Annotated in this window: 13 protein-coding genes and 1 riboswitch; of the genes, 6 read left to right on the top strand and 7 right to left on the bottom strand. The window is 59.4% G+C overall.

Features of this window, described 5'->3' with window-relative positions; all coding sequences use genetic code 11:
• Positions 1-43 precede the first annotated feature (43 nt).
• On the bottom strand, positions 44-922 hold the full coding sequence (locus tag EN862_RS32590) for a dihydrodipicolinate synthase family protein (protein ID WP_127864778.1): 879 nt from the start codon (positions 920-922) through the stop codon (positions 44-46).
• 97 nt (positions 923-1,019) lie between these two features.
• Here EN862_RS32590 and EN862_RS32585 point away from each other — a divergent pair, with 97 nt between their 5' ends.
• Positions 1,020-1,403 carry a hypothetical protein gene (locus EN862_RS32585; protein ID WP_127864777.1) on the top strand — a complete coding sequence of 128 codons (384 nt, stop codon included), beginning with the start codon at positions 1,020-1,022 and terminating at the stop codon, positions 1,401-1,403.
• A gap of 86 nt (positions 1,404-1,489) precedes the next feature.
• Here EN862_RS32585 and EN862_RS32580 read toward each other — a convergent pair whose 3' ends face one another.
• Together EN862_RS32580 and EN862_RS32575 are read right to left on the bottom strand one after the other, a co-directional pair.
• A complete protein-coding gene (locus EN862_RS32580; protein WP_245519781.1) occupies positions 1,490-2,080 on the bottom strand; it encodes a DUF1349 domain-containing protein in 591 nt (196 codons plus the stop codon).
• A gap of 154 nt (positions 2,081-2,234) precedes the next feature.
• The gene (locus tag EN862_RS32575; protein ID WP_245519780.1) at positions 2,235-2,942 is read right to left on the bottom strand and encodes a hypothetical protein; all 708 of its coding nucleotides are present in this window, start codon (positions 2,940-2,942) and stop codon (positions 2,235-2,237) included.
• 464 nt (positions 2,943-3,406) lie between these two features.
• On the opposite strand from EN862_RS32575, the gene EN862_RS32570 reads away from it, so the two are divergent.
• Positions 3,407-5,002: a GMC family oxidoreductase N-terminal domain-containing protein gene (locus tag EN862_RS32570; protein ID WP_245519779.1), complete on the top strand. Its 1,596-nt coding sequence runs from the start codon at positions 3,407-3,409 to the stop codon at positions 5,000-5,002.
• Between the two features lie 330 nt (positions 5,003-5,332).
• On the opposite strand, the gene EN862_RS32565 is transcribed toward EN862_RS32570, so the two are convergent.
• From EN862_RS32565 to EN862_RS32550, 4 genes are all read right to left on the bottom strand, one after another.
• On the bottom strand, positions 5,333-6,211 hold the full coding sequence (locus tag EN862_RS32565) for a carbohydrate ABC transporter permease (protein ID WP_127864775.1): 879 nt from the start codon (positions 6,209-6,211) through the stop codon (positions 5,333-5,335).
• Between the two features lie 153 nt (positions 6,212-6,364).
• Positions 6,365-7,297: a sugar ABC transporter permease gene (locus tag EN862_RS32560; RefSeq protein WP_127864774.1), complete on the bottom strand. Its 933-nt coding sequence runs from the start codon at positions 7,295-7,297 to the stop codon at positions 6,365-6,367.
• A 12-nt stretch (positions 7,298-7,309) separates the two neighbouring features.
• Positions 7,310-8,683 carry an extracellular solute-binding protein gene (locus EN862_RS32555; protein ID WP_245519778.1) on the bottom strand — a complete coding sequence of 458 codons (1,374 nt, stop codon included), beginning with the start codon at positions 8,681-8,683 and terminating at the stop codon, positions 7,310-7,312.
• A gap of 21 nt (positions 8,684-8,704) precedes the next feature.
• Positions 8,705-9,847: an ABC transporter ATP-binding protein gene (locus EN862_RS32550; RefSeq protein ID WP_127864773.1), complete on the bottom strand. Its 1,143-nt coding sequence runs from the start codon at positions 9,845-9,847 to the stop codon at positions 8,705-8,707.
• Positions 9,848-10,515: 668 nt separating this feature from the next.
• Between EN862_RS32550 and EN862_RS32545 the strand changes: the two genes are divergently transcribed.
• The 4 genes from EN862_RS32545 (at position 10,516) to thiS (ending at position 14,988) form a co-directional block, all read left to right on the top strand.
• Entirely contained in the window at positions 10,516-11,697 is a 1,182-nt protein-coding gene (locus tag EN862_RS32545; protein WP_127864772.1) for an MFS transporter, read from the top strand.
• 85 nt (positions 11,698-11,782) lie between these two features.
• Positions 11,783-11,894: riboswitch (TPP riboswitch) on the top strand.
• Between the two features lie 112 nt (positions 11,895-12,006).
• Positions 12,007-13,827, top strand: a complete 1,821-nt coding sequence (gene thiC / locus EN862_RS32540; RefSeq protein ID WP_127864771.1) for a phosphomethylpyrimidine synthase ThiC — start codon at positions 12,007-12,009, stop codon at positions 13,825-13,827.
• The gene (gene thiO / locus EN862_RS32535) at positions 13,824-14,807 is read left to right on the top strand and encodes a glycine oxidase ThiO (protein ID WP_127864770.1); all 984 of its coding nucleotides are present in this window, start codon (positions 13,824-13,826) and stop codon (positions 14,805-14,807) included. The genes thiC and thiO overlap by 4 nt, the downstream gene beginning before the upstream one ends.
• A complete protein-coding gene (thiS, locus tag EN862_RS32530; RefSeq protein WP_127864769.1) occupies positions 14,791-14,988 on the top strand; it encodes a sulfur carrier protein ThiS in 198 nt (65 codons plus the stop codon). The genes thiO and thiS overlap by 17 nt, the downstream gene beginning before the upstream one ends.
• Position 14,989: the final 1 nt, after the last annotated feature.

Below are 14,989 nucleotides of genomic sequence, written 5' to 3'. Positions count from 1 at the left end.
GGCTCATTAACTCAACGAACGGACGGGCAACGCCTGTCACGTCTCAGGCAAGCAGTCCGGCATGCTTGAGAGCCTTCAGGATGTTTTCCTGATCCTCCTTGGCCAAGTCGCCATTGGGCTTGCGCGGTTCACCTACCTTGCGGCCCTGGGCGTTGATCGCGAACTTAATGCGGGCGGGGAAATTGACGCTCTTGGTCATCTCCCGTGCCAGCGGTGCGATCTTGTCCGTCAGCTTGCGTCCGAGGACGTAATCACCGGCGGTGTGCGCGGCAAAGATCGCCCCGTACTGCTTTGGAATGACCGTGTTGATGCCGGAGATCGAAGCCTGCGCGCCGAAAAGAAAGCTCGCAATGTTCACGCTATCGGCGCCGGCAGCGATGGCGACGCGGTCGCCCACCGTCTGGACCAGCTCCGTCACCGGCTCCAGCGCCACTTCCTTCACGCAGATGACCTCCGGCAGCTGAGCAATGCGCTGCATGACGGACGGCGGGTTGAAGAAATGGTTGTAGTAGATGATGGGCAAAGATGTCGCCCTCCCGACGTCCTGGATGAACTTGTCCAGCCCATCCCCCGAGGGGGTATTGTAGATTGGGGGGCCAAGCATCAGCGCGCAGGCGCCGGCCTGCTGGGCGAGCAGACCACGCTTTATCGCGTCGCGAGTGGTGGTCGTGATTATCCCGGCGATCACGCGCAGCTTGCTGTTTGCCGTGGCTGTTTCGACCAAGAGTCCAAGTTCTTCGGCGGAAAGCTCATCCCCGGAACCGGTGCTTCCGCCGACCACGGCAAGGCGAATGCCAGCGCCTTCCATGAACCGAAGCTCACCCTTGAACAGCTCCAGGTCGAGATCACCATCGGGTCTGAAGGTCGAGACGAGTGGCGGGATGATCCCCTTGATCTCGTCTTTTTGAAGCACAGTCGCCATTGCCAATCCTTATTTCACTCAGTGAAAGTAACTATTACTGGATGAACATCCCGCGAAGTGCCGAGGTTGTCAAGAGGTTTCGCGGCCGTGGCTCCGAATGAACAAGAGCGACGTGCCGCTCCTGGTTTTCAGGCGGCAGGACCCGGTGAGCGTCAGAACTCATTCATTGCGTGGGGCTAAAAAACCCATGGGCTACAAGCGCCGTCAGATGACGATCGTTGTGGCGAAGCCCGCAGCTCGCGGCTGCGAGTTGGCATCGAGCCAGGTGCGCGGCCAAGACGCCAATACCTTGCATTGGTGGGGCGACCGCGCCTGTACTCAAGGCGCGCCAACGCCTCAGTCGATCCTTAAAGATCGTGATCTTGCGGAACGGATCATCCCGAAAACGCTATCCGTTGCATCCGTCACTCGGATCACGATTTCCAGTGTCCCGCCACGTGGCATTACTGGCGCCTTGGCAGGAAACGCGGGGAGGCCATAAAGCCGGTCGCCGTTGGCCCCAATCGAAATCGATGATGAGGGACCAAGCGGGCTGAGCCGCTGTCGTCAACGGCCAATTGCCGTCAGCTATTGTCCGTTGCGCAGATCGCTGATCTTGGCCACAGAAAGCCGGACGTCCGAGAAAACAGCGGTCGTCCCCTCGCCCGTCGGCGATTGAACGCCGAGTCCTACACGCACCGGCCGCCTTTCGACGCCGGGCAGAGTGAACCAGCGCAGGAAATTCCAGTATTTGCCGTCTTCGGAAAAATGGAACGCGATCGTTTCTCCGTCGCAATAGGCACGCAGCCACACATGGTCGCCCGAGTGACGGGGCCCGTCCGAGTCATCGGATGTACCGCGAGTCACCACGCTGACAATGGTGGGCTTGCGCGCGGCGGAAAATTCGAAGGCGATCTTCGCCCAGTTGTCGTCATCGCACTCGATGAAGATCGCGCCGGCGTCGTATGGAGACGCGAATTCGACAGAGACCCTGGCAGACAGTGCAAAATGCTGCTCGTCGATCTCGCGCACCACTCGCGTGACATTCGCGACACGGCTTTTGCCGCTTGGGGCGAAGAACCAGTCCGTGCGAGCATTGGCCCGCAGCCGAACCAGATCGTCCTCAATTACCGCGATACCGTTGTCGGCTCCTTCAACGCGCATGCCGTTGAGCTTCATGTTCTTCCTTTCAATCTTTCAATCTAACAGCTCCGCCGGGAAACCGCCGGCTTAACCAGCTCGAACAATGCTCGGAACCGGGCCCTTGGCGCCGACACTTGATCGCCGGCTGACGCGAGGCACTGACGATCGCCAGAGACCGGTCGAAAAGTCATCAGGGATGGAGTTCTACGGCCAGCCACACCGAATCGGTATCCGCGTAGTAGCGGTGCCAGGGGTAGGTCCACTCATTCTTGCCGGTAACCCTGCAAAACGGGTCGTGCGAGTAACCGACTGGCATCACCACGTCTTCATAAATTGTGGTTTCGTCGCGCAGTCGAAATTTCTGCATCCGTCCCGAGCCATGGATTTGTGTGTGTGTTTCGAGGAAGCGGTGCTCATTGTGGATGAAGCAGTCAGTGTCGCCCGGCGACCACCAAAGGTTCAGCTTGAGCGTGAACGTCTGTGGAGAGCCGGGTGATGCGCGCTCATTGGTGAATACCAGAGGATCGGTGCTGACCGTGCCGATCTCATCCTGCGGGGAAATGAACAGCGGCGTGTCGCGTGGGAAACTCTTTATTCGATTGCCAAGCCAGTCCCAGCCGCGGAACATGCAACCGCCCAGATTGGTGGCTTTTCGCACCTTCAGAAGCGCTGCCCGTTCCGCGGACTTGATCTGCCCGCCCTTCAGCCATGTCGACTTCCAGGCTGGCACGATCGCCGGGTGCTCATCGCCGGTGATCATCGCGCTGGGACTGATGTTTACAACGACGGCATCTTCAACTGGATAGTCGCGGACATCTTCGACGAGCTTGGCGAAGATGAAGTCGTCGGCAAACGAAAGGTCTCTCGTCTGGTTCGGCACGGCTTTGTCGTCCATCATCAAGGTCTACCTGCGCCAGACCACACCACAATGCGGGAGCCAAAAGAAGTGCGCGTCTGGACGATTCTTGTCGTAAGTTGACGCCGCTTCTGCGTCATTTCGCGAAAGGACGCCGCATCCCGCGCGGCCAAGCCGAGCTTGGCGGCTCGGTGTCTGAGCCCTCGGTCCGGGCCAGCATCGAATGCCTAAACCACCGCAAACTTTCTCTCCTAGCGCGTCACCCTGCTTCGACGTTCCATGGTTTGCGAACTTGTCATGTGCTCGCGATGTTTGCCTACTGTGGAAGATCGGCAGGGCCAGCTTCGACATGCGTTCTACAGATGATCGGACAGGACGGAGATCCGTCGGGCCAGAATCTGGCGCGACTCTGCCGCGGAGCTCAGGCTGGAATTCGATCAGAGGATATCGAACCCATGACAAGGTATGGATCGGCGCTCCTGGGGATTCGACCACGAGATGAAATCATGCAGACCACCTGTGACTATATTGTCGTTGGCGGTGGCTCCGCCGGATGCGTGATTGCCGCGCGGCTTTCCGAAGATCCTGATGCCTCTGTCTTCCTGTTGGAGGAAGGCCCGCGCGACTTCAACCCCTACATCCATATACCCGGTGCCTACTACAAGACCGCTCAAGGGTCCCTCTTGAAACGGATTGTCTGGGAGCCGACCGCAGCCCAGTCGCGCACGGAACAGCCGACCATGGTCCAGGCCCGAGTGCTCGGCGGTGGCAGTTCAGTTAACGCAATGATCTATATACGCGGCGCTCCATCCGACTATGCGCGCTGGCAAGCACTCGGCGCCGATGGCTGGAATTATGATGATGTGCTGCCCTACTTTCTGCGGTCGGAAGACAACAACCGGTTCTGCAACCAGACCCACGGCGTAGGGGGACCGCTGGGCGTTTCCGACATCGATCACATCCACCCCCTCACGCGCGCCTGGCTGCAGGCGTGCCAGCAGGCTGGGCTGCCCTATAATCCTGATTTCAATTCGGGCGACCAGGCCGGCTGCGGTCTTTACCAGATCACTGCCAAGAACAGGCGGCGCAGCAGTGCCGCGACGGCGTTCATCAAACCCGCTCGCCACCGACCCAATCTCCAGGTTCGAACGGGATCCACGGTCACGCGGATTATTGTAGAGAAGGGGCGTGCTGTCGGGGTGGAGTATGTGGCGAAGGGCCGCAAATGGGTGCTCATGGCCAGTCGCGAAGTGATTTTGTCGGCAGGTGCGATTGCCTCGCCGAAATTGCTGATGTTGTCGGGAATCGGCCCGGCCGACGCTTTGCGCGGCCATGGCATTCCTGTCGTTGCCGATCTGCCGGGGGTCGGACAGAACCTGCAGGACCACATCGAAGTTTCACTCGTCTATCAGTTGAACGGACCCCACAGCTACGACAAATACAAGAAGCCGCTTTGGAAAGCCGCGGCTGGCCTGAATTATCTGCTGTTCAGGGATGGCCCGGCTTCTTCGAACCTGATCGAGGGAGGCGCGTTCTGGTGGGGCAACGCAAGCGAACCGATCCCGGATGTGCAATATTTCATGGTCGTGGGTGCGGGCATTGAGGAAGGGATTGACGCCGTCCCCGGCGGAAACGGCTGCACGATAAATCTGGGACAAATCCGGCCTCGGTCTCGAGGGGAAGTGACGCTCAAAAGCGCCGATCCTTATGCCAATCCACGCGTGGCGCCACGGTACTTTTCCGATCCCTATGATCTCGATGCGGTGGTTGAAGGGACCATGGGAGCCTTCGAAATCATGGAGCAGCCGGCCATCCGGCGCTACATAGCATCAAGGCAAGTCCCCTCCCCCGCAACAACGACGCCAATCCAGGTAAGAAGGTTTTGCCAAGAGGTAGCGCATGCAGCGCTTCATCCCGTCGGTACCTGCCGCATGGGCCATGACGATATGGCGGTCGTCGACCCGAGGCTCCGCGTTCACGGTGTCGAAGGTCTTCGCGTGGCCGACGCATCCGTCATGCCAACCATCGTCTCGGGCAATACCAACGCCGTTTGCATCATGATCGGCGAAAGAACAGCGGATTTCATCAAGCAAGGAAAGTAGGATCGCCTGACCTTGATAGCCGTGAAGATAAGGGCCGACGATCGTCGCTCAGTGCCCTCGGTGACCTGCGCCTCAATTCGCAAGCATTTGGCCCCCCTGAGAGCCACATTCCGTTCCCGTGCGTTAGCAGCTGCGAAGCTCTTCAAAGCAGTCGAGAAGTATCGTATGCTATCGCATGGTCGATTCTTTAGTCCAGCTATCCAGGCAGCGGCAGAAGCCAAGCGACAGCCTGCATTGGACAACACCGAGGACGCGGATTACCAGCGAGCGAGTTCGCCACACCCGCGCTCGAGCCATGCCGCACCTTGCGAGGCATGGTAGCGGTTCTTGCTAGCGCACTGCGCCGCCCAGAACGAAACCGGCTTTGAACTGCCTCGAGAGTGCCAGATAGAGGACCACGACAGGCAGTGAATAGATAATGGAGTAAGCCGCGATCGCGCCGTAGTCGATGGACGTGGCATTGACGAAACCAAAGAGCCTGACCGGAGCAGCTTGCTGATTGTCGGAACTGATCAGCACAAGCGGTATCAGGAAGCTCCCCCAAGCGTTTACGAAACCAAACAGAGCTGCCGACGCGAGACCAGGCATTGTCAGTGGAAGTATCACCGACCACAATACGTGCCATGTCTTTGCCCGCTCGATATAGGCGGCCTCTTCCAGATCGCGCGGTATGGCATCGATGAAGTTCTTTATGAGATAGATCTGGAAGGGGAGTGCGGTAACCCCGAGCAGCACCGCCGTCGGGAACATCGTCAGAAGCCCGGCGGAGCTAAACATCTCATACATTGGCACTATGAGGATCGTGATCGGAACGCCCGATAGAAACAGAATGCCCAGCAGGATCGGGCCTTTCCAAACGATGTGATGACGTGAAAAGGAGTAGGCGGCAAAGAAGGCCGCAACCGTACCAATGGTCGACGCGACGAGGGATATCACCAGGCTGTTGCGCAGCGCGGCCAGGTTTCCTGACTCAAGAGAGACGATGTAATGCTCTGCGGTAAGGACTGGCAGCTTCGTCTGAAAAGTTGCGTTCTTATCAACCGAAGCCAGTGCAAGCCATAACATGGGCACCGCAAAGAAAATTGAGAGTGCAGAAATTACGATGTTGCTGAAAACCTTGGAAAAGCTCCAGCGATTGACCTTATTGGGTGTCAGATGAGACCAGGGCGGCAACTCGGTCGATCTGCTAGGCTGAATTTCTCGAGTCATTTAAGTCAGTCCCACTTGCGCGATTTGTATCAGGCTCACCGGCGGGCGCACTATTGTCGGCGGCGGGCCAGCCGGTGAGCGTTTGCGTTGCCATTTCCCGCGTCCGCATCTCGCCCCGCCGTGGCACGCTTGCCGCGGCGGGATAGAGGTATCTCATCGGCGCTGTTTCCCGAGAAGGACGAATAGCCCTCCCAGGACGGCCGAGATCAGGACAATCACGTTGCCGAGCAAGGCTGAATAACCCAAGTTGAAGAACTTGAAGCCTTGCAGATAAGAATAGACCGGCAAGATATTTGTCTGATTTCCAGGGCCTCCGGCGGTCATCAGGTAGACAAGCGTAAAATTGCCAAAGGTGAGAAGTGTCATTAGAAGTGCGGATGTGACGATCGTGGATCTAAGCATCGGCAAGGTCACCTTGAACAACGTCTGGGCGCGAGACGCTCCTTCCAGCCTGGCGGCAGCCAGTATCTCCTCGGGTACGTTGCGAAGCGCGGCCGAGAACATAATCATCGCGAGCCCCGCGAGCGACCAAGAATTCGCCAGGCAAACAATCAGCATGGCTTGGTCATACAGCAAATCATAGTTTGGGTTTCCCAGCAGGGTCGGAATAATTCCGGACTCGGTGCTGCTTGCTTTCCAAACAATGGCAATTGTCGTAGGCGGCAATGTCCATGCGACAATTGCCAAGGCGCCTGCAATCTGGCGGATCAATCGCAAACAATCCTGCATGGCAATTGCCATGACAAGGCCGAGCAGGGTCGCGCCCACTGCTCCCGACCCGACCACAAACAAGACAGTTAGCCAGATCGATTGATAAAAAGTCGCGTCGTGAACCAGGGTATTTACATTTGCCCATCCCGTGAAGCGGTAGTTCACGGCGTGCAGCCCAATGAGCTGAAGGTTTGTAAAGCCCAGATAAATCGCATACACGACGGGCACCAGAAACAAACCAAGCAGCAGCACGGTGGCCGGCGCGAGCAGCACGAGGCTCGCCGGGTTGAAGCGCGCCTTGTCAAGGCGCGCTTCAAGGCGCAATTTTTCGGGCAACCCTAAGGTATTTGCGGGCGCGTTTTGGGTTACCGACATCTGCGCATTCCTCTACGGCTCGACGCGATCGTCGCCGAGTTGGTTGACGACGTATTCCCGCATCGTCTTCACGACGTCATCGATAGACGTCTCGGGCTTGAGAACCAGAGTTTCCGTAGCCTGCGCTACAGCAAAGCTCCAAACGCTGTATTCAGTGCTGGCCGGCATGCTGTGTGCGTTCGCGATCAGTTTTGAATACTCCACCTGAAACGGCTTCTTGGCAAAGGCCACATAGCCAGGATCCTCGGCATACGCCGGCACTGGGGGCACAAGGCCGCCATATTGGTCGAGCTCAACCATGTTGGCCTTCTTCTGCATGATGTCGATCAGGGACCAGGCCAACTTCATGTTCGAGGCCTTGCTGTTGACCGACAGGCTCCACCCACCGAAGGACGCGGCGAAGCCCGGCGCCTGGCCAAGCGATGTTGGCAAAGGAGCGAGTGCGATCGAGTTGTCGGGATCATCCCAGCAGGGCGTGCAGATCGTCTTGTTCCACATGGTCGGCCAATAGTTGCCGGCAAATCCGATGCCGAGCTCGTGCTTTGGCATATGCTGGGCGCCGTTGTTTGGAGCGTTGGCATCCAAGATCTGGGAGGCGGGCGCCAGCAATCCCTCGGCAGCGGCATCGCGGTAGAAGCTCAGCATCTCGCGCATGCCCTTGCTGTCCACCACCCACTTCTTGGTCTTTTCGTCGAAGATGGTCGGGTCGCTGGAAGCCGAGATGAGCAGGCCGGCGCCCATGAGCGTACCCTCCGAACCCTGCGCCGTTCCGGTCATGAGCCATATCGGCCATACGGAGGGGGCGCTCTTCTTGATGGCTCGGGCGGCGTCGAGGATGTCTTTCCACGATTTCGGGCTCCAGTCCTTTGGCAGGCCCGCCTTGGCGAAATTCTCACGATCATAGAGCAGGCCGAAGGTGTTGACGCCTTCGCTCACGGCATAGACCTTGCCGTCAATGGTCCCTTCCTGCTTGATGGGTTCGGGATAGGACTGCCACCAGTCGCGAGACTTCAACTCATCATCCAACGGTGCCAGGAGCCCGCTGCCGGACCATTGACCGGCGCTTTGCGCCGCAATCTGGATCACGTCGGGAGCGGTAGCCGGTGAATTCATAAGAAGGCTGAGCTTGGTGTTGAAATCATCGAAGCTGCCAGGAATCGGGATTGGTTCCAGGGTGGCACCGGGGTTGGCGGCCTCGAACTGGGTTTTCATCTCACCGAACCATTTCTTGGCCAATTTCGGGGAACTCATGAAGTAATCCTGGCTGTAGGCGACCTTCAAAGTGTCACCGGCCATTGCCGAACTGCCGGCAGCAATCGTTGCGCCGAGCATGACCGTCGCGCTAAGCAGCGCAGATCGAAACCCAGAAAGCATTTTGGTCTTCATGGCAAAGGTTCCTTCCATTCTTCAGTTGATTGGCTGAGCGGGACGAAATTCGGATCTTTCCGATTGTCCCGGGGGGTCTTTTCGCAGCGTGTTTCCGGTTACTGCATCGAAGAAATGCAAGTCCACCGGATCGAATACGAGGTCGACCGTCTGACCGATCCGGATAGGTGCGAAGCTCGGGAACTTGGAATTTACTTCGGTTCCTCGGACGTTCACGAGGACGAAGGTCTCCGAGCCGGTCGTTTCAACTCCGCCGACGATGCCCTGCATCTTCTGAGTGCATCTCGACGGGGCGTCCTTCGTCCAGTGTATGTCGTCTGGGCGAATTCCAAGCTCGACGGACGAGGGAAGATCCTTGCCGGCGAGATATTGCCCAGACACGGAAAACTCTGTTCCAAGGCATTTGACGTCCACCGAACCGCCGGTCGCCGAAAGCGCGGCGGGGAGGATATTCATCTTGGGTGACCCGATGAACGTTCCGACAAATTTGTTGGCGGGTGCTCGGTAGAGGTTGGCTGGCGTATCAACTTGCAGAATGCGTCCCTGGTTGAACACTGCGATGCGGTGACCCATCGTCATCGCTTCGACTTGGTCATGGGTCACATAGACCGTGGTCACCCCTACGCGGCGCTGAAGCTCAGCAATCTCCGTCCTCATCCGCGTGCGCAAACCGGCGTCCAGGTTCGAGAGCGGTTCATCGAGCAGGAAGATTCGTGGCTGGCGGATCATCGCACGCCCAAGCGCCACTCGCTGACGTTGGCCACCGGATAGTTCATCCGGACGTCGCCGAAGCAGGGATTCCAGTCCTACGAGAGAGGCTACATGCTTGACGCGCTCGGCTATCTCTGCCTTGGGCTCGCCCCGAACCGTCGGTCCGAAAGCGAGGTTCCGCTCAACAGTCATATGAGGATAAAGAGCGTAGCTTTGGAAAACCATCGCGACGTCGCGTTGGCCAGATGGCAGGAGCGTGATGTCCTTGTCGTCCGACCAGATCCGACCGAAGGAAGGCAACTCAAGCCCGGCAAGCATCTTCAGCGTCGTGGTTTTGCCACAACCGGAAGGCCCGACGAAGACCATGAACTCGCCGTCCCTGACTTCAAGCTGAAGGTCGTATATGGCGGCATAGTTGCCGTAGACCTTCCATACGTTCTCGAAGCGGATCATGGCTGCGATTCCGAAGGCCAAGAGAAATCGGTCGTCCACACGCAAGGCATGAGGGCGCACTCCTTTATTCGACAGGTGCGGGCAACGTTCTTTTACTGCGATCTAGAACGCACTGGACGGCGCGAGCCATGGCAAGACGGCCGACCCTGTGTGGTCAAAACCTCCCTTGTCGATCGCATTCTTTGGTGTCCGGTTCTGCGCGAGGCAGGGATCATGTTGTTGTTTTCGTAACACCGGAGCGACCCGACTTGCCCGGTATTTGCCGCCGTTTCCGCTCGAACAGCAATTTCGCAGGGGGGCGAATGTTGTTGCAGCAAGACGCGGGGAGTGCGTCACCCTGCTAAAGAAAGCGGTCAATTCGGGGATTTTGCGCCCAGCTGACGCTTTCCTACGTTATCACATTTAGGTGAACGAGTCTTAAGTTCCAAATGGTCGGCAGGTGCGGAACTGGATCGCCTATCGGCAAGCCAGGATCCTTACCGCGTCGCTATGCGTCGGCTATCGGTGACTTGCGAAATTGCTCGAGTATCCGCTCTTGCCGATGACTGGTGACATTAGAGCGAAGGTTACCAGTTCTCATTGGCTTTCCCGCTGGAGAGGCAAAGCTTTGCTTCGCACGGGCAGCGGCGGTTGACGAAGATGAGGATAGCGGGCGGAGGTCGTCGAAAGTGAAGGAAAGCTCGACCATCCCCTCGGCCATCCGAATCAGCCGCTTCTTTTGCAGTCTCTTTTTCCTGGGTGGCGGCGTCGGCATTGGTGCCTGGGCATCCTCCCTACCAGTGCTCAGCGTTCAGATGAACCTCGCCAAGGGTCAACTTGGACTCGTCCTGATTTGCTTCGCTCTGGGCGCGATCGCGATGATGACAAACGTCGGCCGCTTGGTGGTGATTGTTCCGAGCGGTCTACTCAGCCTAATGGGTTCGCTCACATTCGGCTTCGCGCTGTTGGCTCTTCCTTGGGCCGGAGGAGCCCTTTCCATGGCAATGATTGTGTTCCTTGCCGGTGCCGGATTTGGAACGCTGGACGTGTCGATGAACACAGACGCCTCGGCCTTGGAGCGTCTTATGCGCCGGCAGGTGATGTCCTCATTCCATGCCATGTTTAGTTTTGGAAGCTTGGCCGGCGCTGTGGTTGTGGGGCGGATACTGTCAGGTGGCGGCGATTTAAGCCGTTGCCTTGGGGTTACCGGAATTGGAGTTGCGACGGTTGCGCTCTTCGCCTGGGCTGGATGGAACCAGTTCAGCTGGATCCACGCCCCTGCCGCCGCTTTCGAGGCTGGGGACGCTCGATCCCAAAGTTCCTTCAACAAGCATCTTTATCTCCTGGGCGGTCTAGCATTTTTAGCAATGCTGGCCGAGGGAGGAATGATCGATTGGAGCGCGATCTATATCGTGACGCAATCGGGTGGATCGGAAAGCGCGGGAGCTTACGGCTTCGCAGCGTTCTCGACGATGATGGCAATCGGGCGCCTGTTCGGCGACGCCATCGCCAACACAATCGGCCAGGTGCGAACACTGCGCTACTGCGCGGTCGTTTGCGCATGTTCAGTGCTCGCAATGGTCCTCATGGGCGGCAATCTTATTATTGTTTTCGTGGCGCTCACAGTTTGTGGTCTTGGCCTCGCCAACATCGTGCCCACCCTTTTTGCGGCCGCAGGCCGTGTGGGCGGCAAGTCTGCTGCTCGTGCCATGTCAACTGTGACGACAATCGGATATGCTGGACTGCTGTTGGGGCCAGGATTGCTAGGGCTGATCGCTCAAATCTCCTCGCTCGCGGCCAGCTTCGGCGTCATCGCGCTTGCATTTGTCGCAATTTCTTTGTTGGCGCGATCTCTGATGCACAGAAGCTGACTACACCGACCGTCACTTTGAAGATCGGTCTAGTCCGCGTACGCCGTAAAGAGTTGACACAGCCACTCCTCATCGTCCAACGTATGCGCCTCACCAGGGGAGTCCCGGCAAGGGGCTGAGATACTGCTATCGCGCGCAGTGACCCGTTGAACCTGATCCAGTTCATACTGGCGTAGGGACGGTGCGAGGTTTCGCGGGTCGGCAATCCGGCTTCGGTATTCGGGCAGTGCCCGCGTCCTGCGCGAAGCGTCACTTCCTCCTCATCGCGTGGACTGGGTCTCCGTTGCACTTGAGCAAGGAGGCTCACTCATGAATGCCCACACCCCGACCGTCACCGTCGGCGAATTGCCCGCTTCGAAGAAGGTCCACAAACCTGGCCAACTTCACCCGGGCCTGCGTGTCCCGATGCGCGAGATCTCGGTTCACCCGAGCGCCGGCGAGCCGCCGGTCACGGTCTACGACGCGTCCGGTCCCTATACCGACACGACGGTGAAGACCGAGATCGAGCGCGGCTTGCCGCGGCTGCGCGAGGCATGGATAGAGGCGCGCTGCGATGTCGAACGCTACGAGGGCCGCACGATCAGGCCCGAGGACAACGGCTTCGTCTCCGCCGATCGGCTGACGCCGGAGTTCCCGGTGCGTAACAGGCCATTGCGCGCCACCGGCGGCCGTGCCGTCACCCAGCTTGCCTATGCGCGCGCCGGCATCATCACGCCCGAAATGGAGTTCGTCGCCATCCGCGAAAACCTCGGCCGCGAGCAGTTACGTTCGAAACTTCAACGTGATGGCGAGAGCTTCGGCGCCGCGATCCCGGATTTCGTGACGCCGGAATTCGTTCGCGACGAGGTGTCGCGCGGCCGCGCCATCATCCCGTCCAACATCAACCACCCCGAAAGCGAGCCGATGATCATCGGCCGCAATTTCCTGGTGAAGATCAACGCCAATATCGGCAACTCCGCCGTCACCTCGTCGATGGCCGAGGAGGTCGAGAAGATGGTGTGGGCCATCCGCTGGGGAGCCGATACGGTGATGGACCTCTCGACCGGGCGCAACATCCACAACATCCGCGAATGGATCGTGCGCAATTCGCCGGTGCCGATCGGCACGGTGCCGATCTACCAGGCGCTGGAGAAGGTCGGCGGGATCGCCGAGGCGCTGACCTGGGAGCTTTTCCGCGATACACTGGTCGAGCAGGCCGAACAGGGCGTGGATTATTTCACGATCCATGCCGGCGTGCGCCTGCCCTACATTCCGCTGACCGTCGACCGTGTCACCGGCATCGTGTCGCGCGGCGGCTCGATCATGGCCAAGTGGTGTCTGCATCACCATAAAGAGAGTTTCCTCTACGAGCATTTCGAGGAGATCTGCGACATCGCCAGGGCCTATGACGTGGCGTTTTCGCTCGGCGACGGCCTTCGCCCCGGCTCCATCGCCGATGCCAACGACGCCGCCCAGTTCGCCGAATTGGAAACGCTTGGAGAGCTCACCAAGATCGCCTGGGCCAAGGACTGCCAGGTGATGATCGAGGGCCCCGGCCATGTTCCCATGCACAAGATCAAGCAGAACATGGACAAGCAGCTCGCGGTCTGTGGCGAAGCGCCCTTCTACACGCTTGGGCCGCTCACCACCGACATCGCGCCAGGCTATGACCACATCACGTCAGGCATCGGCGCGGCGATGATCGGCTGGTTCGGAACGGCGATGCTTTGCTATGTCACGCCGAAGGAGCATCTCGGCCTGCCCGACCGCGACGACGTCAAGACCGGCGTCATCACCTACAAGATCGCCGCACATGCTGCAGACCTCGCCAAGGGCCATCCAGCCGCTAAGGTCAGGGACGATGCGCTGTCCAGGGCGCGCTTCGAGTTCCGGTGGGAGGACCAGTTCAACCTGTCGCTCGATCCCCAGACGGCGCGCGCCTTCCACGACGAAACCCTGCCGAAAGAGGCGCACAAGGTGGCGCATTTCTGCTCCATGTGCGGCCCCAAATTCTGCTCGATGCGGATCTCGCACGACATAAGGGCGGAAGCGCAGAAGGAAGGGCTCGCGGCTATGGCGGCCAAGTACCGGGATGGCGGCGATCTTTACATGCCCGTGGACGGCACCTTGGAGCGCACGGATACGCCATGAAGGTGCTCATTCGCGGCGCTGGCGTCGCCGGATTGACGCTCGCGCACGAGCTGGCAACGCGCGGTGCCGATGTGACCCTGGTCGAAAAGCGCGAGGAGATCGCCGGCAATGCCTCCTGGCAGGCCGGCGGAATGCTCGCGCCTTGGTGCGAGCGCGAGAGCGCTGATGAGGCGGTGCTCACACTCGGACGCGACGCGGCCGACTGGTGGGACGCGGCATTGCCCGGCCATGTCTCGCGAAACGGGACATTGGTGCTGGCGCCTGCCCGCGATGTCGGCGAGCTGGACCGGTTCGGCCGCCGCACATCCGGCTTCAGACAGCTCGACGCCGGTGAGATCGCGGCCTTCGAACCAGCCCTCGCCGGCCGGTTCGGGCGCGGGCTGTTCTTTGCTGACGAAGCGCATCTCGACCCGCGCAAGGCGTTGCTTGCGCTGGGCGACAAGTTGCTCGGCTTGGGCGCGCGTTTCGAATTCGGCCGCAGCATCGTGTCGGCTATCGCGGATATCGAGGTGGACTGCACCGGCATCGCCGACAAACGCCCGGATTTGCGCGGTGTCCGCGGCGAGATGCTCATCCTGCGAACAGCGGAGATCTCGCTAGCCCGGCCAGTACGCCTGCTTCATCCTCGGATCCCGATCTACGTGGTGCCGCGTTCGGAAAACCTCTTCATGGTCGGCGCGACGATGATCGAATGCGATGCCACGGGTCCAATCACCGCGCGTTCCACCATGGAGTTGCTCAGTGCCGCATACGCTCTGCACCCGGCCTTTGGCGAAGCCGAGCTGGTTGAAACGGGTGCGGGCGTGCGCCCCGCATTCGCTGACAACCTGCCGAGCGTCGAGCGCGACGGAAGCAACTTTCGCATCAACGGTCTCTACCGCCATGGCTTCCTGCTGGCGCCGGCCATGGCGCGGCAGGCCGCCAACATCATCCTGGGAAATCCAGCAGCAAAGGAGTCCGCTCTTGAAGCTCATCGTTAACAGCAAGAGCCACGACGTCGCGGCCGAGACGCTTGCCGCCCTGCTGACCGAACTCGATTTTGAAGGTGGCTGGCTCGCCACGGCGCTGAACGGCGAGGTCGTGCCGGCAAAGGAACGCGACCGCTGCCGGCTCACTGAGGGCGATCGCATCGAGATCCTCTCTCCGATGCAGGGAGGTTGAT

Origin of the sequence: Mesorhizobium sp. M2E.F.Ca.ET.219.01.1.1, assembly GCF_004016445.2 — a bacterium.
Taxonomy (GTDB): Bacteria; Pseudomonadota; Alphaproteobacteria; order Rhizobiales; family Rhizobiaceae; genus Mesorhizobium.
The sequence above is the reverse complement of the archived record's forward strand: the minus strand, read 5'-3'. Positions and strand labels throughout refer to the sequence as shown.